The organism is Bradyrhizobium nanningense (assembly GCF_004114535.1).
GTDB lineage: Bacteria > Pseudomonadota > Alphaproteobacteria > Rhizobiales > Xanthobacteraceae > Bradyrhizobium > Bradyrhizobium nanningense.
The window spans coordinates 44,860-70,577 of the sequence record NZ_LBJC01000032.1 but is presented as its reverse complement, the minus strand read 5'-3'; the positions used below and the strand labels follow the sequence as shown (position 1 = coordinate 70,577).

The window sequence follows — 25,718 nt, the reverse complement described above, 5'->3', positions numbered from 1 at the left end:
GTCGGTTCAGAGGCGCACGCCATGATTGCCCGTCCGACTTTGGCCGGAATTGCTCCCCTCGCGGCAACGTGCTCTACTCGTGTTCACGCAGAGAGCGCCGGGAGCGTCTGCGATGAAGCCGGGCCGGGCAGCAACGTTCGGGAAGTCAGCCGCGCAACTCCTCGTCGGCTGTGTCAGGCAGGTTGTCACCGCCAGGCCGCGCACTGAGCCTGACGCCGGTCTGCTCGAGGCGGTCAAGCAGTGGCAGCAGGTCTTCGAACACAACCCGGTCATGTACTTCATGGTCGATCCGGCCGGAACCGTGATCAACGTGAACACGTTCGGCGCGGCGCAGCTGGGCTACAAGCCCGCGGAATTGATCGGCCGATCGGTGCTGGATGTCTTCTTCGAGGAAGATCGCGATTTCGTCCGGACGTGTGTCGCGCTGTGCCTTAAGACCATTGATCAATCACACACCTGGGAAATCCGGAAGGTTCGCAAGGACGGCTCGGTGCTATGGGTGCGCGAGAACGCCAAGACCATGCTGCGGGCCAATGGCGGACCGATCGTCCTGGTGGCCTGCGAGAACATCACCGAGCGAAAGGAAGCGGAGAATGCGCTGCGACAGAGCGAGGCCTATCTCGCCCAGGCGCAGGAATTGAGCCACACCGGCAGTTTCGGCTGGAAGGCCGCGACCGGCGAGATCACCTGGTCCAAGGAGACCTATCGCATCTTCCAATTCGAGGAGGGGACGAAGCCCGAGATCCCGCTCATGCTCGAGCGTATCCATCCGGAGGACCGGCTTGCGGTGCAACGGACCACGGGTCGGGCGGCACGCGAGGAAAAGGCTTTCGATCACGAATACCGGCTCGTGATGCCCGACGGCTCGATCAAGTACGTCCGAGCGGTAGCCCGGGCGATGCGGGATGCGAACGGTCACGTCGAATTCGTCGGATCGGTGACCGACATCACGGCGACCAAGGAGGCAGAGCGCAAACTGCGTGACAGCGAGCAGCGCTTCCGCGACTATGCCGAAACCGCCTCTGACTGGTTCTGGGAGACGGGGCCAGACCATCGCGTTACCCAGATATCGGAACACTCAGATACCATCGCCGCCCCCGCGGGCCTGATCGGACTTACGCGTTGGGACATCGCGCCGGATGCCGATCTCGAACCGGAAAAATGGCAAAAGCATCGGGCGGCGCTCGACGCCCACGTCCCGTTTCGCGACTTGGTGTATCGCAGCAAAGACCGCAACGGGAAGCCGATCTACGTCCGGACCAGCGGCAAGCCGTTCTTCGACGCGGACGGCGTTTTTCTGGGCTATCGTGGCGTCTGCACCGACGTGACCGCCGCGATCCGGACCAATCAGGCCGAAGAGGCGCTGCGGAGGGCCCAGGCCGAGCTCGCCCATGTGACGCGTGTCACGACACTGGGTGAGCTGACCGCTTCCATTGCCCACGAAATCAATCAGCCGCTCGCCGCAGTCATCGCAAATGCCGACGCCTGCCTCGCCTGGCTGCAGCGCAGTCCGCCCGATCTCAAAGCGGCCCGCCGATCCGTAGAGTGGATCATCGAGGACGGCACGCGTGCCAGCGACGTGATCCGCCACGTCCGGGCGCTCGCCAAGCGGTCCGGCATCGAGATGGTTCCACTCGACGCCAACGTGGTCGTACGGGAGGCCGTCGCGCTCGTTCAGCGCGAGATGGCCAGCCACGCCGTATCGGTGCGAATGGAGTTGTCGTCGGCACTGCCGAAGATCTTTGGCGATCGAATCCAGTTGCAACAGGTGCTGATCAACCTGATCATGAACGGGATCGAGGCGATGGAAGACGTCAACGATCGCCCGCGCGAGCTGACGATCCGTTCAGGGACGAGCGGTGATGGCGCGATGTTGGTGAGCGTTTCCGACTGCGGATTCGGCATCAGCGAACAGGCGATAGACCGCCTGTTCATGCCGTTTTTTACGACGAAGTCCTCCGGCATGGGCATGGGACTGTCGATCTGTCGATCCATCATCGAGGCCCATGGCGGACAGCTTTCCGCCGCACCGAGCCAGGAGCGAGGTGCGACTTTTCAGATCATCCTGCCCCTCCATCGAGAGGAAACATCGTGACCGAGCGCGCGGAGCCTGCGCCGCAGCAGGACGGCGACCAGCCAATCGTCTTCATCGTCGACGACGACGCGTCGATTCGCCGCGCTCTCACCAATCTTTTCGAGTCGGTCGGCCTCAAGGTCGAAGCATTCGGCTCGGCACTGCAACTCCTCCACGCCAAGCCCCCGGAAGTCCCCAGTTGCCTGGTGCTCGACATCCGCTTGCCCGGAACCAGCGGCCTCGACCTGCAGTCGGATCTTGCCAAGGCGAACATCCACACGCCCATCATCTTCATTACGGGACATGGTGATATTCCCATGACGGTTCGGGCCATGAAGAGCGGCGCAATCGACTTCTTGACCAAGCCGGTTCGCGACCAGGACATCTTGGACGCAGTTCAGGCCGCTATCGAGCGGGACCGCAAGCGCCGCGAGCTCAACAGGACGGTCTCGACCGTGAGATCACGCTTCGAGTCACTGTCCTCTCGGGAGCGAGACGTATTGTCACTGGTGACGTCCGGCCTGATGAACAAGCAAGTGGCCGCCCAACTCGGATTGGCCGAAATCACCGTCAAAATCTATCGCGGCCAGATCATGCGGAAAATGGGCGCGAAGTCGTTGGCCGATCTGGTGAGAATGAGCGAGGCGCTCGGGATTGGGGCCAACAAGCCGGACGCACAAACCTAAGTATGAGTTTCCAATCGTGACTGGCAGGTCCACCTTGCGTGTTTATGTACAGCCGCGGCGACGGCAAGCGTAATCCGGGACGAGGAGCGGACGTCTTGTCAGTGGCTTCGGTCATTTCGGTGCTTGACGATGACCCTTATGTGCGGGCCGCGATCAACAACCTGTTGAAATCCCGCGGATACATCGTCCACACATTCGCCTCCGCCGAGGAGTTTCTGAGGTCGACCGATTCGACCGACACCTCGTGCGTGATCGCCGACGTGCAGATGCCGTTGATGACCGGTATCGATCTGCTGACTCAGATGCGCGCGCAGGGCTCGGCTACGCCGTTCATCTTGATCACTGGCTTCCCGGACGAGAGCGTGCGTGCGCGCGCGCTCAAGGCCGGCGCAACCTGTTTTCTCGGCAAGCCGTTCGCCCCTACGGATATGATGCAATGCCTGGACCGGGCGCTGGCGGCAGATGACGAAACCAGGGGGTGATCGCCCGGCCGTCAATCCACCTTGATGTTCGCCGCCTTGATGATCGGCCACCATTTTGCGATCTCGGCCTTCTGTCGGGCGCCGAGCGCCTCGGGCGTGAGCTGATCCTTCGGTGTCATCTCCAGCCCCTGGTTTTCGAGCTGCTTCCTCACGGCGGGATCGTTCAGCGCGTCCACGGCCGCGGCGTTGAGCTTCGTCACGATCTCCTTCGGCGTGCCCTTCGGCACCCACATTCCCGACCACAGCGTCATGTTGAAGCCCTTCAGGCCCGCCTCCTCCGCGGTCGGAATGTCGGGCGCCGAGGCCAGGCGCTTGCTGTCGGTGACGGCATAGGCGCGGATGGTGCCGGCGCGGACCTGGGCGATCGAGTTGGAGGTCTGGTCGACGATGACGTCGATCTGGCCGGCGATGAGATCGTTCAGTGCGGGCGCGGTGCCGCGATAGGGCACATATTGCAGCTTGATGCCGGAAACGCTTTCAAAATAGACGCCGGCGATGTGGCTGCCGGAGCCGGCACCGGCGGTGCCCGCTGTCGGCGGCGACGGCCGTGATTTCAACCACTCCAGAAGCTCTTTCAGGGAGGTCGCGGGCACCGCATTCTTGCTGACGACGATCATCGGATTGCTCGGCAGCAGCACCACCGGCTCGAGATCGGCGACGAGGTCGTATTTGAGCTTGTAGACGGCGCCGTTGGCGACGTGGGTGCCGAGATGGCCGAACGAGATGGTGTAGCCGTCCGGCGGCGATTGCACCGCGCGGCCGACGCCGATCGAGCCGCCCGCGCCGGTGACGTTCTCGACCACGACGGCCTGGCCAAGCGAGGTGCGCATCCGCTCGGCCAGCACGCGCGCCATCGCATCCGACGGGCCGCCCGCCGCGAACGGCACGATGATGGTGATGGGATGGGAGGGAAACTCGTCGGCGCGCGCGGCGCCGGTCACAGCGAGAACAGCAAACAGCGCAGCCCAGGCGGCTTTCATTGTCTTCTCCCCAGCGATGTCGATATTATTTTTGCTCTTCCCGCGTACGGGAAGAGGGATCATTCGTGGCGTATTGCCGCGCTAAAATTGGGAATAATCGATCGGCTTGTGCCGGTCGAGCGTGCGAGTGACCGGCGGCAGCGGGTATTTCAGGCCGGTGGCGCAGTTGAACAGCATCACGCGGTCGCCCTTCGAGACCCGGCCATCGGCCAGGCTTTCCTTGTAGGCGGCGTAAGTGGCCGCGCCCTCGGGACACAGCAGCAGCCCCTCCTCGCGCGCGACCTCGTTCAGCGCCGCCGAAATCTTGTCGTCGTCGACGGCGATGGCAAAGCCCTTGCTCTCGCGCACCGCGCGCAGGATGAGGAAATCGCCGATCGCCTGCGGCACGCGTATACCGGAGGCGATAGTGTGCGCGTCCTCCCAGCGCGTGGCGTGCTCGGTGCCAGCCTCATAGGCCCGCACCATCGGCGCGCAGCCGGAGGCCTGCACCGCGACCATGCGCGGGCGCTTGCTCCCGATGAAGCCGATCTTCTCCAGCTCGTCGAACGCCTTCCACATGCCGATCAGACCGGTGCCGCCACCGGTCGGATAGAAGATCACGTCGGGCACGTCCCAGTCGAGCTGCTCGGCGAGTTCGAGGCCCATCGTCTTCTTGCCCTCGATGCGGTACGGCTCCTTCAGCGTCGAGGTGTCGAACCAGCCAACTTTTGCCTTGCCCTCGCCGACGATCTTGCCGCAATCGTCGATATAGCCGTTGACACGGTAGACAGTCGCGCCCTGCAACTCGATCTCGCTGACGTTTACCTCCGGCGTATCGGCCGGGCAGAAGATCGTGGTCTTGATGCCGCAGGACGTCGCATAGGCCGCCAGCGCCGCGCCGGCATTGCCGTTGGTCGGCATCGCCATGTGCTTGATGCCGAGCGCCTTGCCCATCGACACCGCCATCACCAGACCGCGCGCCTTGAACGAGCCGGTCGGCAAACGGCCCTCGTCCTTGACGATGATCTCGCCGCCACCGAGCTTCTTGCCGAGCTTCGGCAGCCGGATCAGTGGCGTCGTGACTTCGCCGAGCGAGACGATGTCCTTGCATTTGCGCACCGGCAGCAGCTCGCGGTAGCGCCACATGTCGCCGGGCCGCTGCGCGAGTGCGTCCTTGGTCAGCGCCTTCTTCACGCCGGCGAGATCGTAGCGGACGAGAAGCGGCTTGCCGGCCTTGGAGAGATTATGGACCTGGTCGGCGGCGTAGTGATCGCCCTCCATCGCACATTCGAGATGGGTGACGAAGGTCGGGCGTTCGATGGTGAGGTTGTCGTTGTCGTGCATGGGGTGGTTTCCTTCTTATTCTGCAAACAGCTCTCTCTGCTCATCATTGCGAGCGAAGCGAAGCAATCCAGAGTCTTTCCGTTGAGGCAGCCTGGATTGCTTCGCTTCGCTCGCAATGACGGCGGCGGTTAGATATTCAGCACCCTTCCATACGCATCCAGCACGGCTTCCTTCATCATCTCCGACAGGGTCGGATGCGGGAATACCGTGTGCATCAGCTCTTCTTCCGTGGTCTCCAGGTTCATGGCGACGACGTAGCCCTGGATCAGCTCGGTCACTTCCGCGCCGACCATGTGGGCGCCGAGCAGCTGGCCAGTCTTCTTGTCGAAGATGACCTTGACCAAACCCTGGTCCTCGCCGAGCGCGATGGCCTTGCCGTTGCCGACGAAGGGGAAGCGGCCGACGCGGATCTCGCGGCCGTTCTCCTTGGCCTTGGCTTCGGTGAGGCCGACGGAGGCGACCTGCGGCTGGCAATAGGTGCAGCCCGGGATCATGTTCTTGTCCATGGGATGCGGCTTGAGGCCCTTGATCGCCTCGACGCAGATCACGCCCTCATGCTCGGCCTTGTGCGCGAGCATGGGAGGACCTGCGACGTCACCGATCGCATAGATACCGGGAACGCTGGTCTTGCCGTAACCGTCGACCACGATGATGCCGCGGTCGGTCTTGACGCCGAGCTTTTCCAGGCCGAGATTCTCGATATTGCCGACGACGCCGACCGCCGAGATCACCCGCTCGAACTCGGTGGTCACAGGCTTGCCCTTGCCGTCGTCGATGGTGGCGACGACGCTGTCGGCCTTCTTCTCCAGCTTGGTGACCTTGGTCGAGGACATGATCTTGATGCCCTGCTTCTCCAGGCGCTTGCGCGCGAGGCCCGCGATCTCGGCGTCCTCGACGGGCAGGATCTGCGGCAGCACCTCGACCACAGTGACGTCGCTTCCCATGGTGTGGAAGAACGAGGCGAACTCGATGCCGATCGCGCCGGAGCCGACCACCAGCAGCGACTTCGGCATCCGCTCCGGTACCATCGCCTCGAAATAGGTCCAGACCAGCTTCTTGTCGGGCTCGAGCCCCGGCAGCACGCGCGGCCGCGCACCCGTTGCGACGATGATGTGCTTGGCCTGGTAGGTCCCCTCGCCCAGCGAGCCCTTCGGAGCTTCGACGTTGGACTTCTTCACGGTGACCTTGCCGGGCGCGTCGATCGAAGCCGCGCCCCAGATCACGCTGACTTTGTTCTTCTTCATCAGGAAGCCGACGCCGTCATTGAGCCGCTTGGAGACGCCGCGCGAGCGCTGCACCACGGCCTTCGGATCGAACGAGACCTTCTCCGCCGACAGGCCGTAATCCTTGGCGTGCTGCATGTAGTGGTAGATCTCGGCCGAGCGCAGCAACGCCTTGGTCGGGATGCAGCCCCAGTTCAGGCAGATGCCGCCGAGATAGGATTTCTCGACGATCGCGACCTTGAAGCCGAGCTGGGCGGCGCGGATCGCGGTAACATAGCCGCCGGGACCGGAGCCGATGATGATGACGTCGAAGGATGTATCGGCCATGGCGGCTCCCGTTCAACTCAAGCGGTCGTTGCGCCGCGGGCGCGGCGTCTGAAGATGTAGATTCTGATCAGCCATTCCATGAGAATGACCGCCGCCATGATGGCGAAGATGGTGAGTGCGATCGGCGCCCAGATGCTGCGCGACAGCGCCTCGCCGGCAAAGAAGGCGGCCTCAATAATCTCGATGCCGTATGGATTGAGCGTGAGGATCAGCGAAACCAGCATCGAGATCCAGGGCCAGCGCGTCGTCATGCGCCATCTCAGACCATCATCATCACGGGATTTTCGATCAGCTGCTTGAACGCGCCGATCAGCTCGGCGCCGAGCGCGCCGTCGATGGCGCGGTGATCGCAGGACAGGGTCACGCTCATCATATTCGCGATCTCGATCTTGCCGCCGCGTACCACCGGCCGCTCCTCGCTGGTGCCGACCGCGAGAATGGTCGCATGCGGTGGATTGATCACGGCGGTGAAGTGGCTGATGCCGAACATGCCGAGGTTGGAGACCGCGGTAGTGCCGCCCTGGTATTCCTCCGGCTTCAGCTTGCGGGACCGTGCGCGCGCGGCAAAATCCTTCATCTCGTTGGAGATGATGGAGAGCGTCTTGGTCTCCGCTTTCCGGATGATGGGCGTGATCAGGCCGCCGGGCATCGCCACGGCAACGCCGACGTCGGAATGATGGTGCTTGACCATGCCGCTTTCGGTCCAGCTCACGTTGCAGTTCGGGATCTTCTGCAGCGCGACCGCCATCGCCTTGATGACGAAGTCGTTGACCGAAATCTTGTAGAGCGGCTTCTTCTCCTTGTCCTTCGGAGCTGCCGCATTGATCTCCTCACGCGCGGCGAGCAGCTTGCCGATGTCGCAGTCGATGGTGAGATAGAAATGCGGGACGTTCTGAATCGACGCCGTCAGACGTTGCGCAATGGTGCGGCGCATGCCGTCATGCGGGACGATGTCGTAGGAGCCGGGCTCGAACAGCGACAGGATCTGCTTGTCCGACATGGTCGGCGCGATCGCGGGCGCGCCCGACGGCGCAGCCGCGGGCGCCTTGAGGCCCTTGCCCGACTTGGCCTGCTCGACGTCGCGGGCGACCACGCGGCCGTGCGGACCGGTGCCGGTGACCATGCCGACGTCGATGCCGGCTTCCTTGGCAAGGCGCCGCGCCAGCGGCGATGAGAATACGCGGCCGCCATGGCCGTTGCTCTGCGCGGCCGGAGCGGCCTGCGGCCCCGGTGCAGCAGCGGGCGGCGGGGCCGCCTTAGGCACGGCCGGCGCAGGCGCGGGAGCCGGCGCCGCAGCGGGTGCTTCAGCAGCTTTCGGAGGCGCGGCCGAAGCGCTGGGCTTGGCGCTACCTGCCGCCTTCACGTCCTCGCCCTCGCCGGCCAGCACCGCGATCACGTCGTTGACCGGGACGTCCTGCGTGCCCTCGGGCACCAGGATCTTGGCGATCGTGCCCTCGTCGATGGCCTCGACCTCCATCGTCGCCTTGTCGGTCTCGATCTCGGCGATGACATCGCCGGATTTGACCTTGTCGCCTTCCTTCTTCAGCCACTTGGCGAGGTTGCCCTTCTCCATCGTCGGCGAGAGAGCGGGCATCAGGATGTTGATGGGCATGCTGACCTCAAGAAGAACTTTGCAAAAATTCGTCTTCGACGGCCGAAGACGAACAGACCAGGTTTAGTTGCCGATGTCGCCTTGCCAGAGGCGCTCATTGGCGGGGATGGAACGCCAATTCTTCATCATGGCGATGGAGCGGTCGTCGGCAAGGTCGATCCAGGGGATGCCGAACTTGTCGAGGATGTCCTTGGAGCCCGCGAAGGTGACGGACTCTCCGATCACCACCAGCTTGACCTTGAACAGCGCGAGCGCGCCGGCACACATCGCGCATGGCGACAGCGTGGTGTACATGATCGTGTCGTGGAACGAGATCGCGCCGGCTTCGCGCAGGCAGCTCATCTCGCCGTGCAGGATCGGGTTGTTCTCCTGCACACGGTTGTTGTGGCCGCGGGCGATGATCTTGCCATCGCGCGTCAGCACGGCGCCGATCGGCAGTCCGCCTTGCGCGATCGAAGCCTCGGCCTCGCGGATCGCCTCCAGCATGAAATCGAAATGATGGGATTCGATCGCCACGGTCAGTGCCCCTTGCCGCGCGGCGTCGTGGTGCCGGTGTCGGTGGGACGCTCGATCTCGGCCTGAAACATCTCCAGGATCCGGTTCAGCGCGTCCTCCTCGGTATATTCGCTCTCGCGCGCATAGGCGCGCGCGGCGTGGCGGGCGAGATCGACCAGCAACAGGCCCCACATGTCGGGCTCCTCGAAGGCGCGCTGGAACGCCATCGACAGCCCGCCATCCAGCACGAACACGCGCAAAATCTCGACCGCGTCTTCGCGGGTCATGACGTCGGGCGGCAGTGGCTGCTCCTTCGGACCCGCCATGATCTACCTGTAGCAGACGGCTTTGGCGGCCTCGACGACTTCCGCCGCCGAGGGCAGCGCGAGCTTCTCCAAATTTGCGGCATAGGGCATCGGCACGTCCTTGCCGGAGACGCGCGTAACAGGCGCGTCCAGATAATCGAACGCGTTCTCCATGATGCGCGCGGCGATCTCGGCGCCGACGCCGCTCTGGGCCCAGCCCTCTTCCACCGTCACGGCACGGCCGGTCTTCTTGACCGAGTTGACGATGGTCTCGGTGTCCATCGGGCGCAGCGTGCGCAGATCGATCACCTCGGCCTCGATGCCGTCCTTGGCGAGCTCGTCGGCGGCCTTGAGCGCGTAGGTCATGCCGTTCGACCAGGAGATGATGGTGACGTGGCTGCCGGAGCGCACGATGCGGGCCTTGCCGATCGGGATCACGAAGTCGTCGAGCTTGGGGACTTCGCCGGTGTGACCGTAGAGCACCTCGTTCTCGAGGAAGATCACCGGATTGGGGTCGCGGATCGCGGCCTTGAGCAGGCCCTTGTAATCGGCCGCCGAGAACGGGGCGACGACCTTGAGGCCGGGAACGTTGGAGTACCAGGCCGAATAGTCCTGGCTGTGCTGGGCGGCGACGCGGGCGGCGGCTCCGTTCGGGCCGCGAAATACGATCGAGCAGCCCATCTGGCCGCCGGACATATAGAGCGTCTTGGCCGCCGAGTTGATGATCTGGTCGATCGCCTGCATGGCGAAGTTGAAAGTCATGAACTCGACGATGGGCTTGAGGCCTGTCATCGCGGCGCCGATGCCGACGCCGGCAAAGCCGTGCTCGGTGATCGGGGTATCGATGACGCGCTTGGCGCCGAACTCCTGGAGCAACCCTTGCGTGACCTTGTAGGCGCCCTGATATTCGGCGACCTCCTCGCCCATCACGAAGACATCCGCATCGCGGCGCATTTCCTCGGCCATGGCATCGCGCAGCGCTTCACGGATGGTCTGCGTGATCATCTCGGTGCCAGCGGGCACTTCCGGATCGGGTTCAGCGACGGCCTGCGGCGCGGGAGCGGCTTTGGGCCGAGGTGCTTCGGCCTTTGCGGCGGCCGGGGCTGCCGATTCCGCGGCTTTCTCCTGCTGGGCCGGCGCGGGCGCCTTGGCGAGATCCGCCGCGCTCTCGCCGTCCGCGAGGATGGTCGCGATCGGCGTGTTCACGGCGACGTCGGCGGTCCCCTCGGGGATCAGGATCTTGCCGAGCGTCCCCTCATCGGTCGCCTCGACCTCCATCGTCGCCTTATCAGTCTCGATCTCGGCGATGACGTCGCCGGACTTGATCGTCTCGCCCTCTTTCTTCAGCCACTTGGCGAGATTGCCCTTCTCCATCGTGGGCGACAACGCGGGCATCAGCACTTGAATTGGCATATCTTCTCCAAACGAAAGCTTGCGCGCGTTCAGCGGTAAACGTCGGTCCAGAGCTCGGCGGCATCCGGCTCGGGATCATGCTGGGCGAAATCGGCGGAGGCGTTGACGATGTCGCGTACCTCGGCGTCGATCGCCTTGAGATCGGCCTCACCGACCTTGGCGGCCAACAGGCGGTTGCGCACCTGCTCGATCGGGTCCTGGTCGTGGCGGACCTTCTCGACCTCCTCGCGTGTGCGATATTTTGCAGGGTCGGACATCGAGTGGCCGCGATAGCGGTAGGTCTGCATCTCCAGGATGTAGGGGCCCTTGCCGGCGCGGCACCAGGCCGCCGCCTCCTCGCCCGCAGCCTTCACGGCGCGGACGTCCATGCCGTCGACCTGCTTGCCGGGGATGTTGAAGGACGCGCCGCGCTTGGAGAAATCCTGCTGTGCCGAGGCGCGCGAGACCGAGGTGCCCATGGCGTAGCGGTTGTTCTCGATGACGTAGATCACCGGCAGCTTCCAGAGCTCCGCCATGTTGAAGCTCTCATAGACCTGGCCCTGATTAGCCGCACCGTCGCCGAAATAGGTGACGCTGACATTGTCGCTGCCGCGATAGTGATTGGCGAAGGCGAGGCCCGTCCCGAGCGAGACCTGGGCGCCGACGATGCCGTGGCCGCCGTAAAAGTGCTTCTCCTTGCTGAACATGTGCATGGAGCCGCCCTTGCCCTTGGAATAGCCGCCGCGGCGGCCCGTGAGCTCGGCCATGACGCCGTTGGCGTCCATGCCGGTGGCGAGCATGTGGCCGTGATCGCGATAGCCGGTGATGACCTGATCGCCCTGTTTCAGGGCCATCTGCATGCCGACCACCACGGCCTCCTGACCGATATAGAGGTGGCAGAAACCGCCGATCGCGCCCATGCCGTAGAGCTGGCCGGCCTTTTCCTCGAACCGCCGGATCAGGAGCATGTCGCGGAGCGCCTTGAGCTCCTGCTCCCTGGTGAATTCTGGAGGCGAACCGCCGTCGGTCTTGTCCTGTGGAGTGCTTGCGGCGGCTTTCTTGGGTGCGGCCATAGGAATTCCGGGTCAGAGAAAACTCTCGCCCTCTCTAACCCAAGTCAAACGCCCTTGGAAAGCACCGCGGCGACATGGCACGACTTTCATTATGCCGCACTGCAACGTGGTCGAAATATTGGAAAATCTTTGGCGCTGATCGGGCAACAAATCTAATCGCCGCCGCCGCGCGAACAGATTCGGGACCGGGTCAAGAACCTCCTCTCCCGTCCGTTGTCCAATGAGAACATTCCGCCGCGCCCGGCAACGACATCAATGATGAGGTCGGTGTGCTTCCAAGCCTCGAATTGCGGGCCGCTGATATAGAACGGCATGCCGCCGATATAACCAAGCAGTACGTCGGTCTCACCGATGACGAGCTCGCCGGCCGGATAGCACATCGGCGACGAGCCGTCGCAGCAACCGCCGGACTGATGAAATAGGACGGGGCCGTGATCCGCACAGATCTCGGCCAGGAGCTCGAGCGCTGCGTCCGTGGCGCTGACCTTGTCGTGCATGAGCCGTGCCCCGCCAGTACGCAGGGCGGCGCAATGGGAGAATGGATTGCGCCGCCCTGCTAGTCGATCAGAAGAAACCGAGCTTCTTCGGGCTATAGCTGACCAGGAGGTTCTTGGTCTGCTGATAGTGATCGAGCATCATCTTGTGGGTCTCGCGCCCGATGCCCGACTGCTTATAGCCGCCGAATGCCGCGTGCGCGGGATAGGCGTGGTAGCAGTTGGTCCAGACCCGGCCCGCCTGGATGGCGCGGCCGAAGCGGTAGCAGCGGTTGGCGTCGCGGCTCCAGATGCCGGCCCCGAGGCCGTAGAGCGTGTCGTTGGCGATCGACAGCGCTTCTTCATCGGTCTTGAACGTCGTGACCGACACGACCGGTCCGAAGATCTCCTCCTGGAAGATCCGCATCTTGTTGTGACCGTGGAACACCGTGGGCTGGACGTAGAAGCCGCCGGCAAGATCGCCGGAAAGCTTCGCACGCGCGCCGCCGGCCAGGATCTTGGCACCTTCTTGCTTGCCGATGTCGATGTAGGAAAGAATTTTCTCCAACTGCTCGCCGGAGGCCTGCGCGCCGATCATGGTCGCGGCATCGCGCGGGTCGCCCTGGACGATGGCGGCAACGCGCTTGAGCGCTCGCTCCATGAAACGCTCGTAGATCGACTCATGGATCAGAGCCCGGCTCGGACAGGTGCAGACCTCGCCCTGGTTCAGAGCGAACATCACGAAGCCTTCGATCGCCTTGTCGAAGAAATCGTCATCCTCGGCCAGCACGTCCTTGAAGAAGATGTTCGGCGACTTGCCGCCGAGTTCGAGCGTGACCGGGATAAGATTCTGGCTGGCATATTGCATGATCAGCCGGCCCGTCGTGGTCTCGCCGGTGAAGGCGATCTTGGCGATGCGCGGGCTGGATGCCAGCGGCTTGCCAGCTTCGAGGCCGAAGCCGTTGACGATGTTGAGGACGCCGGGCGGCAGGAGGTCGCCGATGATATCGGCCCAGACCAGGATCGATGCAGGGGTCTGTTCGGCCGGCTTGAGCACCACGCAATTGCCGGCGGCGAGCGCGGGCGCGAGCTTCCAGCAGGCCATCAGCAACGGGAAGTTCCAGGGAATGATCTGGCCGACGACGCCGAGCGGCTCGTGGAAGTGGTAGGCGACGGTGTCATCATCGATCTCGCCGATCGTGCCTTCCTGGCCGCGCACGACGCCGGCGAAATAGCGGAAGTGGTCGATCGCCAGCGGCAGGTCGGCAGCGCGGGTCTCGCGGATCGGCTTGCCGTTGTCCCAAGTTTCGGCGATCGCGAGCCGCTCGAGGTTCTCTTCCATGCGATCGGCGATCTTGTTGAGGATGATCGCGCGTTCCACGACGCTGGTCCGTCCCCAGGCGCCCTTGGCCGCATGCGCCGCATCGAGCGCGGCCTCGATGTCCTGCGCGTCGGAGCGCGCGATCTTGCAGACGACCTGGCCGGTCACCGGGGAGACGTTGTCGAAGTACTTGCCGGAACGCGGGGCCACCCATTTGCCGCCGATGAAATTGTCGTAGCTCGCGGCGAAGGGATTCTTCGTGAGATTGAGGAATTCCACCTTGTTCATTGATCACTCCCGTTGATTGCTATTTGCGCAATTCGTCGCGTGGCCCGCGACTTGCGCGGACGATGATGCGAGAGGTGTTTTTTGTCAGCCCAGGTAGGAGCGATGGCGGAGCAGACCTGTCGCAGTTCTGCGACAGGTCGGGGGGCAAGGCAGTGCGAGATTGAGAGCTGGCAGCTTCCACGGCGTCATTGCGAGCGCAGCGAAGCAATCCAGAATCTTTCCATGGAGGGGCTCTGGATTGCTTCGTCGCCAGCGCAAAATTGCTTCGCAATTTTGTCGCAGGCTCCTCGCGATGACGGCTGAGAGATACGGCGCGGCTCAGTGGTTCAGCTCGAACCGCTTCAGCTTCCGATGCAGCGTGGCCCGGCTGACGCCGAGGGCCTTGGCGGCCGCCGAGACATTGCCGCCGGCGCGGAGCAACGCCCGCTGCACCACGGCGCGCTGACCGCTGGCAAGATGATCGCGCGCGGTATCGCCGCCGAGCAGATCGGCTGCGGGTACCGGCTGCAATGCCCGGCCAGGGGCAATTCCGAGCGCCAGCCGGGCGGAGCGGGTCGCGCCGATCACGAGATCGTCCGCATTGACCGCGACGAGTCCCCCGCATTGACCGTCCGCGGCCTGCGTCAGCACGATGCGGGCATGGGCGAACGCCTTACGGAACAGATCGGCTTCGATCCGCTTGGCCGCCTCGCCCGCCGCGAGCGCGATCAGACTGGAAAATGCATCGGTCCGGTCGGCGCGGCAGGAGGAGACGTCGAGCACGCCGGCAAGCGCCGCCTCATGGTCGTAGATCGGAACCGCGGTGCAACTCAGAAGCGTGTTGCGGGCGAAGAAATGCTGGTCGCGGTCGATCGTCAGCGCACGCTGCTCGACGAGACAGGTGCCGATGCCGTTGGTGCCTTCGTGCTCCTCGCTCCAGAGCGCACCGGTCCACAGGCCCCAGGACTGAAACGTCGCGTCATCCGCCGCTGTGCCGCGACGATCGACCGGCACACCCTCGCCGTCGGCAAGCAGCACGCAGCAGCCGCTGGCGCCAACGGCCTGATACAGCCGGTCCATCGCGCCTTGCGCGGCAGCCAGAAGCGGCGCGACGCGCTCGCGCGCCTGGTGCAGCTCGGTTTCGGTCAGCCGTATCGGCGAGGTGCGGCCGCCGGGATCGAGATGATGCAATCTGGACGAACGGCGCCACGAGGCCACGAGCGCGGATCGTGCCGCCTGGCCTGACGCGATGGCGGCCTCGACACGGGCCGCGTGATGCCGGGGCACCGACCCATTCATCACAGTTTCCTCCGGATGACAGACTAGAACGTGCCGGCGCCACCTGTTTGATCTGCGTCAACTTCGAAAGAGCGCCACGGAAAGCCATGAGCCCGTCGCGACGCTGCCGTCAAGGCAACCGGCAGGTTTCGGACTTACGACCTTCGCAGGAGCCGCGGGCACAATGGTCGGATTTCGGCAGCGGCTTTCGTGTCGGTTTCGAAGCTTGCGGAAAACGCTACTTCGCCGGGATCATCCGAACCAAATCGCGCGGATTGACATAGTCGAGCTGGAAGCGCGCCCGCTCGTCCAGCATGTCGGGGTCGATCCGCTCGGACCGCAGCAGCGACACCCGCTGCTCGCTCTTGGCGCGCTCGCGCTTGAGCTGGGCCAGTTCGCTGGTCAGTGCGATGATCTCCTGGTCGAGTTCCTGACGGGCGTTGAGGCCGTATTTGCCGGTATAGGCGTTGATGCCGAAATAGCCGACGATCGCGGCCGCCATCGCGTAGAGGGCAAGTCCGGTCAGGATCGATTTCAGGCGTGCGCGGGAGACCATCCTGGGAAGATGGGACAGGTTGGTTAAGGGAGTGCTAATTCAAGCCCCCACCTGTCGTCATGCCCGGGCTTGTCCCGGCCATCCACGTTCTTGGTCTTGATCCGCAAAGACGTGGATGGCCGGGACAAGCCCGGCCATGACGGAGAGAGTACGTGCTCAGCCTTGGTTCTTCGCCACGTGCGCGGCGAAGGCGCCGATGTACTGCTGCAGCACCGTCTTCAGGGAGTCCTTGATCAGGTTGCCGTCCGCATCAAACGCATCGCCGACGGCGTTGAGGTAGATTTCCGGCTGCTGGAGCAGCAGACCGGAAATGCCCGGCAGGATATTCTGCAGATGCTTGGCCGCGCTGACGCCGCCAAGCGGTCCCGGCGAGTTCGAGATGATGCCGACCGGCTTGCCGAGGAGCGAGCTCTTGCCATAGGGACGCGAGGCGACGTCGATGGCGTTCTTGAGGACGCCCGGGATCGAGCGATTGTATTCGGGGGTGACGAACAGGACGCCGTTCGATTTCTGAAGCTTGTCGCGGAAGGCCAGCCAGTCCGCGGGCGGTGCACCCTCAAGGTCCTGATTGAAGAACGAGATCCCCGCCGGCGTGATAACCTCGAGCTTCAGCGTATCAGGCGCGAGCTTGGCGAGCGCGTTGGCGATCTTCAGCGAAAAGCTCTCCTTGCGCAGGCTGCCGGCGATCGTGACGATGGTGTGAGCCATGAGGTGTCCTTGAAACCTTGAGGGGAAGTGCCGGGCCACTTAAGCGATCCGGGCCAATTGATGCAAGTGCATGAACTGACCCGATTTGGAAACGCTGTGTTTCGCGAAAGCAGATGGTCGCCCAAAACAATCAGGCCGCCATGCGGCGGCCTGATCTCTGGCACAGACGTCCCACCCGGTCAGATCGTCGGATTCCAGGCCGACGGGATCAGGCGATATTTGGCGCCGTCCTTCTCGACGTGGCCGACCGACGGGAACGTGAAGTGGAAGCCGATCACGGTCGCTTTCTCCGCCGCCGCCATGTCGTAGAACTTGTGGCGCGTCTCCTGCGCCAGCGCGGCATCGTTGTCGAACATCACGTGCCAGTCGGGATTGCGCAGGAAGAATTCCGGAATGTTGGTGACGTCGGACTGGATCAGCACCTTGGCATCGCCCGATGCGACCGCGAACGAGGTGTGGCCCGGCGTATGGCCCGGCGTTGCGATCGAGGTGATGCCCGGCGCGACCTCCTTACCCCACTCGTATTTGGTGACCTTGGACTCCAGGCCGGCAAAGGTCTTCTTCACGTTGGCGAAGTAGTTCTTCATCATCGGATTGGACTCGGCCTTGGCCGCGTTGTCCTCGCTGGTCCAGAATTCCCAGTCCTTGCCCGGCACCATGATCTCCGCATTGGGGAACGCGAGCGCGCCGTCGGCAAGGCGAATGCCGTTGGTGTGATCGGGGTGCAGATGCGAGAGCAGCACGACGTCGATGTTCTTCGCCTCGACGCCTGCAGCCTGGAGGTTTTGCAGCGTGCGGCCGACCGCACCCTTGCTCGCCTCGAAATTCGCAATGCCGTTGCCGGTGTCGATCAGGACAAGCTTGGAGCCGGTATTGACGAGTTGCGGGTTGAACGGCACCGTGACCATGCCCTTCGGCATGTAGGCCGCCGCGCCCGCGGCCAGCGCTTCGTCCTTCGACAGATTGGCGACGAACTTGTCCGGCATCGGAAATGTGCGCGCGCCGTCGTTGATCGAGGTGCATTCGTAGCTGCCGACCTTGTAGCGATAGAAGCCCGGCGCCTGCATCCCCGCTTGCGGCACTGCGGCATTGATCATGGACGGGCGAAGCCCGGTCACGGCAGCCGCAGCGGCGGCAGCGGCGCCTGCGAGCAGATGACGACGATTGAAATCGGTCATGGAGAGGTCCCCTTCTGAGCCCTTGCGGTTTCCGCATTCAATAGCGGCGAAATAATCTCCCGCTTTGCTCAGAAGGCAAGACCTTCCTGCGGTGACGTGCCCTCGCACATCACGATTATTTATTTGGGTTGATGAGGAATTTTTCGCCGGTGGCGCGTTTGGCGTAGACGGCGATGTTGGCGGGATCGAGCGCCTCGGTCAGCGACACCACCTTGGTGTAGTGACTGGCGAAGGTGGTCTTGAGCTCGGACGCCACGCGCTGGCGCAGGCGGCTGATCTCGGCCGGACCGATCTTCTGGAGGAACGGCGTCAGCAGCCAACCACCGACGCCCCAGGTCAGTCCGAACGACCGGCTCAATTCGGTCGGACGGTTGTCCAGGCTGCCGTAGATGTAGACCTGCTTGTACACGTTGGAGCCATAGCGGCTGTATTCCTTCGCGGTCTTGTTGGCCGCAACTTCCATGGCGGTCAGGATCTGGCTGGCCAGCTTGCCGCCGCCGATGGCATCGAACGCGATCGTGGCGCCGGTCTCGACCAGCGCATTGGTAAGATCGTCCGTAAAGCTTGGTGCGCTGGAATCCACGACGTATTTGGCGCCGATCGTGTGCAGGATGTCGGCCTGCTCCTTGCTCCTGACGATGTTGACGAGGCCGATGCCGTCCTTGATGCAGACCTTGTTGAGCATCTGGCCGAGATTGGACGCAGCCGCGGTGTGCACGAGCGCCTTGTGGTTCTCCCGCCGCATCGTCTCGGTCATGCCGAGCGCGGTCAGCGGATTGACGAACCAGGACGCGCCGTCGGCCGCCGTGGTGCCCGCCGGCAGCTCCATGACGTCGCGCACTTTCAGCACGCGATATTGCGTGTACATCGCACCGCCGATCATCGACACGGTCTTGCCCATCAGGGCTTTCGCCGCGTCCGACGATCCGGCACCGATCACCGTGCCGGCCCCCTCGTTGCCGACCGGCAGCGATTGATCGAGCCGGGCCCCCATCATTCGCATCGCGGCCTCCGGCATCGTCGCGGTGATGACCGGCATCTCCTTGGTGCCGGAGGCCTTGGCGGCCGACATGTCGGCGGGCCCGATCAGGAGCCCGAGGTCGGAGGGGTTGATCGGGGTGGCCTCGACCCGAACCACGACCTCGTCGTCGGCCGGCTCCGGCGTCGGGACATTCACGAGGGACAATTCCAGCTCGCCGCTCTTCTTGAGCAGCGAACGCAGTTGCAGTCCGGTCCTGCCGTCGCTCATGTCGGTCCTCCCCTGTCTTCGTTTTTCGCGCCTCGCGCGGTGACGCTGGCTTATGCCAGCGCCTTCAGTGCCGCCTTGCCGCCGTAGAGCGCCTGCTTGCCGAGCTGCTGCTCGATGCGCAGGAGCTGGTTGTATTTGGCGGTGCGGTCGGAACGTGCAAGGGAGCCGGTCTTGATCTGACCGCAATTCGTGGCGACCGCGAGGTCGGCGATGGTGGAATCCTCGGTCTCGCCGGAGCGATGCGACATCACCGAGGTGTAGCCGGCCTTGTGCGCCATCTCGACGGCGGCGAGCGTCTCGGTCAGCGTGCCGATCTGGTTGACCTTGATCAGGATCGAGTTGGCGCGGCCGGCCTTGATGCCGTCGGCGAGGCGCTTGACGTTGGTGACGAAGAGGTCGTCGCCGACCAGCTGGCACTTCTTGCCGACGAGGTCGGTGAGCTCCTTCCAGCCGTCCATGTCGTCTTCCGACATGCCGTCTTCAATCGTCACGATGGGATAGCGCGAGGCCAGGTCAGCAAGGTACTTGGCCTGCTCGGAGATCGAGCGGGCCTTGCCCTCGCCTTCATAGACGTACTTGCCGTCCCTGAAGAACTCGGTCGAGGCGCAGTCGAGGCCGAGCACGATGTCGCTTCCCGCCTTAAAGCCGGCCTTGCCGATCGCGTTCATGACGAAGTCGAGCGCGGCGTCGGCCGAGGGCAGGTTCGGGGCAAAGCCGCCCTCGTCGCCGACATTGGTGTTGTGGCCGGCCTTCTTCAATTCGGACTTCAGCGTGTGGAAGACTTCCGCGCCGTAGCGCAGACCCTCGGCGAAGGACGAGGCGCCGACGGGGAGGATCATGAATTCCTGGAAGTCGATCGGGTTGTCTGCGTGGACGCCGCCATTGATGATGTTCATCATCGGCACCGGCAACAGGCGCGCCGAGGTGCCGCCGACGTAACGATAGAGCGGCATGTCGAGCGAGTTCGCGGCCGCCTTGGCGCAAGCCAGCGAGACGCCGAGGATGGCGTTGGCGCCCAGCCGGCTCTTGTTCGCCGTGCCGTCGAGGTCGATCATGATCTGGTCGATCTGGGCCTGCTGCTCGACATCGAGGCCGCTGAGGGCCTCGAAGATCTCGCCGTTGACGGCGCCGACCGCTTTGGTGACGCCCTTGCCGAGATAGCGGGCCTTGTCGCCGTCGCGCAGCTCGACGGCCTCATGGGCACCCGTGGACGCGCCGGAGGGCACGGCAGCGCGGCCGAGCGCGCCATCCTCCAGCACGACATCGACCTCGACGGTGGGATTGCCCCGGCTATCGAGGATTTCGCGGCCGATGATGTCGATAATGGCGGTCATGATGTGCACTTCCGTTCGTTAGGGCTGATCGGTGCCGCGGGTCTTACACGGGCCGCAAGCAAATGTGAACGCTTGGACGGCGGGCTTCGACTGACGCGTGAAGTCCCCAGGATTAGGTTTGAGGACCAGATCCGTGCGTCCATCCTCAATCCCAAACAGTCGGGGTAACGCCATGAATCGCCGCCAGTTTCTCGCCTCGAGCGCCGCCCTGCTGGCGGCCCGCCCAGGTTTTGCCCAGGAGAGCCCGTTCCGGACAAAATACTTCCAAATCAGTGCCGGCATCGGCCTGCACGATCTGGCCCCCGCCCCTGACGGCTCGGTCTGGTTCACGGCGCAGGGCAAGGGCCTGCTCGGCAGGCTCGATCCCCGCGATGGCCATTTCAAGACGGTCAGCCTCGGTCAGGGCGCGGCTCCGCATGGCGTGACCATCGGCCCCGACGGCGCGCCCTGGATCGCCGAGGGCGGCCAGAACGCCATCGCGCGGGTCGATCCGTCCGACCTCGCGGTCATGCTGTTCCGCCTGCCCGAAAAGTTCGCTGCCGCCAATCTCAACACCGGCGTGTTCGACAAGGAAGGCACCTACTGGTTCACCGGCCAGTCCGGCTATTACGGCCGCCTCGCGCCGACGTCTGGCGACATGAAGGTGTTCAGGGCGCCCAAGGGCGTCGGCCCGTACGGCATCACGGTCACCCCCAAGGGCGATGTCTGGTACGCCTCGCTCGCCGGCAGCCATATCGCAAGGATCGACCGTGCGACCGGCAATGCCAGCATCGTCGAGCCACCGACCCCGGGCCAGGGCTCACGGCGCGTGTGGTCGGACTCGAAAAGCCGGATCTGGGTCAGCGAATGGAACAGCGGCCATGTCTCGGTGCACGATCCCGCCGATGGGTCGTGGAAGACGTGGAAGCTGCCGGGCGAGCGCCCCCGCCCCTACGCGGTCTATGTCGACGACAAGGACAAGGTCTGGCTGAGCGATTTCTCCGCCAACGCCATCGTCCGCTTCGATCCTTCGACCGAGACGTTCAACGCGTTCGCCAGCGACAAGGCCAATGCCAATGTGCGCCAGCTCGACGGACGAGCGGGTGAGCTCTGGGGCTGCGAGTCCGGTAACGATCGCATTGTCATGATCCAGACGATCGCCGCCGGTTGACGGCCGCGGCATTTGCGTCCATCCCGGCATCCTCTAGAGCGCGATCTTATCGCGCTCTAGCTGTTTTTGACTGAGCATGATCTTTCGGAAAACCGGTGCCCACTTTGCGCTAACGCGGCCCTCCGGGTCCGGATCATGCTCCACAGGATGTGACGACGATGGCGAAGAAATCCCTCCAGCTCGGCCGTGCGGTCGAGTGGCCGCACACACCGGAAGACGCTCAGCTCGACCGCGTGCCCAATCCGCAAAAGGGCACCGACTATCTGGTGCGCTTCACCGTGCCGGAATTCACCTCACTTTGTCCGGTCACGGGCCAACCGGATTTCGCGCATCTGATGATCGACTACGCGCCAGGTGCGTGGCTGCTGGAGTCGAAATCGCTCAAACTCTACATCGCGAGCTTCCGCAACCATGGTGCCTTCCACGAGGACTGTACCGTGATGATCGGCAAGCGCATCGCGAGAGAGATCAAGCCGAAATTCTTGCGCATCGGCGGCTATTGGTATCCGCGCGGCGGCATTCCGATCGACGTGTTCTGGCAGACCGGCCGCGTGCCGAAGGGCCTGTGGGTGCCCGAGCAAGGCGTCGCGCCCTATCGCGGGCGGGGCTGAGATCGACGAATAGCGAAGCGCGCGAACCCGGTCACGACTCGCGCCGTGCTACTTGGAGATGGATGACCTTTCCCAGGGACGTTTGCCGCTGGCATCTCTGTCCCATGGACGCGTGGTCGGCGCGTTCTTGTCCTCGGCAGCCGCTTTCGCGCGGTCAGCTTGCACCTGCTCGCGATCCGTTACGGGTGGCTTGGGCTGTGCTTGAGACGTCTGCGCGGCGACCGGAGCAATGGCGAGCAGCGCGGCGATCAGAAACTTTGTCATCCCTGGCTGTAGCACGCCGAAGGCAGGGCGTCCGATTGAGTTGCAGGGGTCCGGCGCGCCTTCGTCAGGTACGCGCGTCGGAGGGTGCCCGCGGCTTGAGCAGCCGGGCACAGACAAGGCCGAGCACGACCATGACCGCGGCGCTGGCAAACAGGGTTGGAACCTTGCCGGCGTGCTGGAGCCCGAAGCCGTAGGCGAGCGGTCCCACGGTCTAAGGGCCTGTGGGTGCCCGAGCAAGGCGTCGCGCCGTATCGCGGGCGGGGTCAGGGCCTAGCTCGGTCACGTTTGACCATCGAGAGAAACGGCCTCGGTCGACAGCGACGAGGTCGCTCTCGCATCATGGTCCTAGCTCGCCAAGCGCTGCCTCAGGCTCTGGTAGAACGCCGTCTCGAAGTTCATATAGCCGATGAACGATGTCGGATCGCCGAAGGGCAGAATCTGGGTGGCCCAGAACCCGCCGACGTTGTTCTGCCGATCGATCCAGTAGAACAGGTTGGCCAGCCCGGCCCAGCCCAGCGCGCCGGCGGGACGTCCCGTCGGGGCTTCCTCGTCGTTGACCATGAAGCTCAGCGCCCAGGATTTGGATTGGCCCGGAAAGAATTCCGCGTCGTTGCACAGCGACGGGATGACACCCGTGATCGGCGTTACCTTCCTGTCGCCCAGATGGTTCTTCTCCGCCATCCGCACGGTTTCGGCTTTCAGCACGCGCCCGTGCTCGCCAGCCCCGTCATTCAGCCACATGCGGATGAAACGCATGTAGTCGCCGACCGTGCCGTACAGGCCGTGGCCGCCCATATGGACTTCGGGCTTTGCCGGAAGCTCGAAATCCATCGGCGTCAGCGACCCGTCGGCGTTTCGCGCGTGGATGCCGGCCAGTTTCTGGCGCATCGCGTCGGTCAGCTCGAAGGTCATGTCCTTGATCCCGAGCGGTTCGAAGATGCGCGTCTTGAAGACTTCACCGAGTCGCTTGCCCGTGATGGCCTCGACGATCTGGCCGCACCAGTCGAGATTTGTCCCATAGTCCCAGCGCTCGCCGGGATCGAACAGCAGCGGGGTCATCAGGCAGGCCTTGGTCGCGGTGATCACGTTGGGCTGCCCCTTCTCCTGGGCCAGTCGGTTATAGGTGTGGTTGATGAAATCGTAGCTCAGGCCCGCCGTGTGGGTCATCAGCATGCGCGTGGTAATATCGCGCTTCGGTGCACGCAGGATTGGCTCACCCGCCGCATCGAAGCCCTCGATCACCTGCAGCTCTCCGATCTCGTTCGCGTAGCGCTTCGCGGGCGCATCGAGATCGAGCTTGCCCTCCTCGACGAGTTGCAGAACGGCCGTGCCGGTAATCGCCTTGGTCGTGGAGAAAATGGCAAAGACGCTGTCGGTGGTCATGTCCGCCGTCTGATCGAGACGGCGTTTGCCGGCCGCGCCTTCATAGATGTTGCGCCGGCGGTCCGTCACCATTGCAACAACGCCGGGCACGCGCGGTGTGGATGTGACGACGCCGTCGAGAACGGCATCTGCCGTCGCGCCAAAATTCATGATCATGATCTTCCCTCCCGTGCTGAATTGATTGATGTGGTCGATGCTCGCGTGGCGAGCGCTCATTGCATCGCGAAGCCCTCGTAACCGTTCACCGCGACCTCGTCGCACTTCTGCCGATACGCGCCGACGCCGCCGCAATACGACAGGACACGGCGCGGCTTGCCTTCGACGTTCGAGCCCAGGTACCAGGAATTGGTTTTCGCGATCAGCGTCGCGTTCGCGATCTCGTCGTGATGGGCCACCCAGCCGTCCTGGGCGTCCTTTGTCGGCTCGACCACCTTCAGATCCTTGCTGCGCATGTACTTGATGCAGTCATCGATCCATTCGACCTGCTGCTGCAGGCACGTGGTCATGTTGCACAGCGCGGCCGACGGTGCGAGCGGAACGGCGGTCGTGAACAGGTTGGGATAGCCGTGAACCTGCAGGCCCATCGTGGTGCGGATGTCGCTGCCCCAGTCCTCCCTCAGCGATCGGCCGCCGCGGCCCCTGATATCGATGCGCGTCAAGGCACCGGTGCCGGCGTCGAAGCCGGTTGCAAGGATAATGACATCCAGCTCATGGACCGTACCGTCAGCGGTCTGAATACCCGTGGGCGTTACGCGATCGATCGGATTGCTCTTGACGCTGACGATCTCGACGTTGGGACGATGGAAGACCTCGAGGAAGTTCTGCTCGAGAGGTACACGGTGCGTTCCGAACCCATATTCGGCGGGAATCAACGCTTCGCACAGTTTCGGATCCCCGAGCCGCTCGCGCATCTTCCCGCGCACGAATGCGGAGATCTCGGCATTGACCTCCGGGTCGAAGAACAGCTCGGCGAACGAGGATATCCATAGCTTCAGGGAACCGTCATTCCAGCAAGCCTCGATGACCGCGCGGCGGCGCTCCGGCGTGAGGTCTGCCCAGGCGTGCTCGAAGTCGTATTCAAAGCCGGTGAAGGTGCGCGGCAGGCGTTCGGTGAGCGACTTGAATCTCGCCTTGTAGTCCTCGACATCCGCGGCTCCAAATTTCGGATTCTTCATCGGGATGATGTACTGCGGCGTGCGGATGAACACCTTGAGATGGCCGACATCGCCGGCGATCGTCTGGATGACCTGGATGCCGGTCGCACCGTTGCCGATAACTCCGACGCGCTTGCCTGCGAGGTCGACAGGCTGCTTCGGCCAGCGCGCCGTATGGAACAACTGCCCCTTGAAAGTCTCCTGCCCCGGAAACGGAACGTAGGGAGCCGACAGCATGCCGCAGCAGGTGACTAGAAACTGGGTGTCGATCACGTCACCCCGGTCGGTCGTGACCAGCCAGCGCTGCGTGGCCTCGTTGAAATGCGCGCTCTCGACCGTCGTGCTGAACTGGATGTCCTTGCGCAGATCGAGACGGTCGGCGACGTAATTCATCCAGCGTTCGATTTCGGGCTGGCCCGGAAACTTCTCGCTCCAGCTCCAACCCTTGTAGAGCTCCTCTGAGAAGAGATACTGATAGATGTAGGCCTCGGAGTCGAAGCGCGCGCCGGGATATCGATTCCAATACCAGGTGCCCCCGACGCCCGACGCGGCGTCGATCCCCTGACGCTCAATCCCTGCTCGCGCAGACGATAGAGTTGGTAGAGCCCGGCGACGCCGGCTCCGACAATCACGGCATCGAGCCTCGCGGTTCCATGCGAACCGTTGCTTCCGTTGGATTTGGTCAGCGCTTCCGCCATTTTTTCCTCCTCGATGGTTTTGAGTGCGCACGACCTTCCCCACCCGTCATACGATCGGATGGTGGTGCAGCGCGTCATTGTTGATCCCGTCAGTACGGGATTGGGGGAAAGCTATGAGTATT

At 63.7% G+C, this 25,718-nt stretch carries 24 protein-coding genes and 1 pseudogene; 5 read left to right on the top strand and 20 right to left on the bottom strand.

The window, feature by feature from the left end; genetic code table 11:
* The first annotated feature begins 112 nt into the window (after window positions 1-112).
* The 3 genes from XH84_RS28175 (at window position 113) to XH84_RS28165 (ending at window position 3,242) form a co-directional block, all read left to right on the top strand.
* Entirely contained in the window at window positions 113-2,095 is a 1,983-nt protein-coding gene (locus tag XH84_RS28175; RefSeq protein ID WP_128919400.1) for a PAS domain S-box protein, read from the top strand.
* Window positions 2,092-2,760, top strand: coding sequence for a response regulator transcription factor (locus tag XH84_RS28170; protein WP_128919399.1), 669 nt, complete (start codon window positions 2,092-2,094; stop codon window positions 2,758-2,760). The genes XH84_RS28175 and XH84_RS28170 overlap by 4 nt, the downstream gene beginning before the upstream one ends.
* A gap of 95 nt (window positions 2,761-2,855) precedes the next feature.
* A complete protein-coding gene (locus XH84_RS28165) occupies window positions 2,856-3,242 on the top strand; it encodes a response regulator transcription factor (protein WP_164936250.1) in 387 nt (128 codons plus the stop codon).
* Between the two features lie 11 nt (window positions 3,243-3,253).
* Here the strand turns inward: XH84_RS28165 and XH84_RS28160 are convergent, their stop codons facing one another.
* The 17 genes from XH84_RS28160 to eno form a co-directional block, all read right to left on the bottom strand.
* Window positions 3,254-4,222 carry a tripartite tricarboxylate transporter substrate binding protein BugD gene (locus XH84_RS28160; protein WP_164936249.1) on the bottom strand — a complete coding sequence of 323 codons (969 nt, stop codon included), beginning with the start codon at window positions 4,220-4,222 and terminating at the stop codon, window positions 3,254-3,256.
* An 81-nt stretch (window positions 4,223-4,303) separates the two neighbouring features.
* The gene (locus XH84_RS28155; RefSeq protein WP_128919397.1) at window positions 4,304-5,545 is read right to left on the bottom strand and encodes a threonine synthase; all 1,242 of its coding nucleotides are present in this window, start codon (window positions 5,543-5,545) and stop codon (window positions 4,304-4,306) included.
* 128 nt (window positions 5,546-5,673) lie between these two features.
* Window positions 5,674-7,095: a dihydrolipoyl dehydrogenase gene (gene lpdA / locus XH84_RS28150; RefSeq protein WP_128919396.1), complete on the bottom strand. Its 1,422-nt coding sequence runs from the start codon at window positions 7,093-7,095 to the stop codon at window positions 5,674-5,676.
* A gap of 17 nt (window positions 7,096-7,112) precedes the next feature.
* Entirely contained in the window at window positions 7,113-7,346 is a 234-nt protein-coding gene (locus XH84_RS28145) for a hypothetical protein (RefSeq protein WP_128919395.1), read from the bottom strand.
* An 8-nt stretch (window positions 7,347-7,354) separates the two neighbouring features.
* Entirely contained in the window at window positions 7,355-8,707 is a 1,353-nt protein-coding gene (locus XH84_RS28140; protein WP_128919394.1) for a pyruvate dehydrogenase complex dihydrolipoamide acetyltransferase, read from the bottom strand.
* Between the two features lie 63 nt (window positions 8,708-8,770).
* A complete protein-coding gene (locus XH84_RS28135; RefSeq protein ID WP_128919393.1) occupies window positions 8,771-9,223 on the bottom strand; it encodes a nucleoside deaminase in 453 nt (150 codons plus the stop codon).
* A gap of 2 nt (window positions 9,224-9,225) precedes the next feature.
* On the bottom strand, window positions 9,226-9,528 hold the full coding sequence (locus tag XH84_RS28130) for a DUF5076 domain-containing protein (RefSeq protein WP_092181243.1): 303 nt from the start codon (window positions 9,526-9,528) through the stop codon (window positions 9,226-9,228).
* A 3-nt stretch (window positions 9,529-9,531) separates the two neighbouring features.
* Entirely contained in the window at window positions 9,532-10,920 is a 1,389-nt protein-coding gene (locus XH84_RS28125) for a pyruvate dehydrogenase complex E1 component subunit beta (RefSeq protein ID WP_128919392.1), read from the bottom strand.
* A 29-nt stretch (window positions 10,921-10,949) separates the two neighbouring features.
* On the bottom strand, window positions 10,950-11,972 hold the full coding sequence (gene pdhA / locus XH84_RS28120; protein ID WP_128919391.1) for a pyruvate dehydrogenase (acetyl-transferring) E1 component subunit alpha: 1,023 nt from the start codon (window positions 11,970-11,972) through the stop codon (window positions 10,950-10,952).
* 152 nt (window positions 11,973-12,124) lie between these two features.
* Window positions 12,125-12,469 (bottom strand): DUF779 domain-containing protein, encoded by a 345-nt coding sequence (locus XH84_RS28115; RefSeq protein ID WP_128919390.1) that lies wholly within the window; start codon window positions 12,467-12,469, stop codon window positions 12,125-12,127.
* A 67-nt stretch (window positions 12,470-12,536) separates the two neighbouring features.
* Complete coding sequence (gene adh, locus XH84_RS28110; protein ID WP_128919389.1) at window positions 12,537-14,054, bottom strand: aldehyde dehydrogenase; 1,518 nt, start codon at window positions 14,052-14,054, stop codon at window positions 12,537-12,539.
* Window positions 14,055-14,372: 318 nt separating this feature from the next.
* Window positions 14,373-15,332, bottom strand: coding sequence for a helix-turn-helix domain-containing protein (locus XH84_RS28105; protein ID WP_164936248.1), 960 nt, complete (start codon window positions 15,330-15,332; stop codon window positions 14,373-14,375).
* Between the two features lie 217 nt (window positions 15,333-15,549).
* Window positions 15,550-15,867, bottom strand: a complete 318-nt coding sequence (locus tag XH84_RS28100; RefSeq protein WP_128919387.1) for an FtsB family cell division protein — start codon at window positions 15,865-15,867, stop codon at window positions 15,550-15,552.
* 156 nt (window positions 15,868-16,023) lie between these two features.
* Window positions 16,024-16,575, bottom strand: a complete 552-nt coding sequence (locus tag XH84_RS28095) for an NADPH-dependent FMN reductase (protein WP_128919386.1) — start codon at window positions 16,573-16,575, stop codon at window positions 16,024-16,026.
* A gap of 179 nt (window positions 16,576-16,754) precedes the next feature.
* Window positions 16,755-17,753, bottom strand: a complete 999-nt coding sequence (locus tag XH84_RS28090) for an MBL fold metallo-hydrolase (protein ID WP_128948515.1) — start codon at window positions 17,751-17,753, stop codon at window positions 16,755-16,757.
* Window positions 17,754-17,868: 115 nt separating this feature from the next.
* Window positions 17,869-19,002, bottom strand: coding sequence for a zinc-binding dehydrogenase (locus XH84_RS28085; protein WP_128919384.1), 1,134 nt, complete (start codon window positions 19,000-19,002; stop codon window positions 17,869-17,871).
* Window positions 19,003-19,052: 50 nt separating this feature from the next.
* Complete coding sequence (gene eno / locus XH84_RS28080; RefSeq protein WP_128919383.1) at window positions 19,053-20,336, bottom strand: phosphopyruvate hydratase; 1,284 nt, start codon at window positions 20,334-20,336, stop codon at window positions 19,053-19,055.
* Window positions 20,337-20,508: 172 nt separating this feature from the next.
* On the opposite strand from eno, the gene XH84_RS28075 reads away from it, so the two are divergent.
* Together XH84_RS28075 and queF are read left to right on the top strand one after the other, a co-directional pair.
* The gene (locus XH84_RS28075) at window positions 20,509-21,486 is read left to right on the top strand and encodes a Vgb family protein (RefSeq protein WP_128919382.1); all 978 of its coding nucleotides are present in this window, start codon (window positions 20,509-20,511) and stop codon (window positions 21,484-21,486) included.
* A 158-nt stretch (window positions 21,487-21,644) separates the two neighbouring features.
* Window positions 21,645-22,097, top strand: coding sequence for a preQ(1) synthase (queF, locus tag XH84_RS28070; protein ID WP_164936247.1), 453 nt, complete (start codon window positions 21,645-21,647; stop codon window positions 22,095-22,097).
* A gap of 48 nt (window positions 22,098-22,145) precedes the next feature.
* Here queF and XH84_RS28065 read toward each other — a convergent pair whose 3' ends face one another.
* From XH84_RS28065 to XH84_RS28050, 3 genes and pseudogenes are all read right to left on the bottom strand, one after another.
* On the bottom strand, window positions 22,146-22,361 hold the full coding sequence (locus XH84_RS28065; protein WP_128919380.1) for a hypothetical protein: 216 nt from the start codon (window positions 22,359-22,361) through the stop codon (window positions 22,146-22,148).
* 345 nt (window positions 22,362-22,706) lie between these two features.
* Window positions 22,707-23,900 carry a methyl acetate hydrolase AcmB gene (acmB, locus tag XH84_RS28055; protein ID WP_128919379.1) on the bottom strand — a complete coding sequence of 398 codons (1,194 nt, stop codon included), beginning with the start codon at window positions 23,898-23,900 and terminating at the stop codon, window positions 22,707-22,709.
* A gap of 56 nt (window positions 23,901-23,956) precedes the next feature.
* Window positions 23,957-25,596: pseudogene (locus XH84_RS28050) on the bottom strand (flavin-containing monooxygenase).
* Window positions 25,597-25,718: the final 122 nt, after the last annotated feature.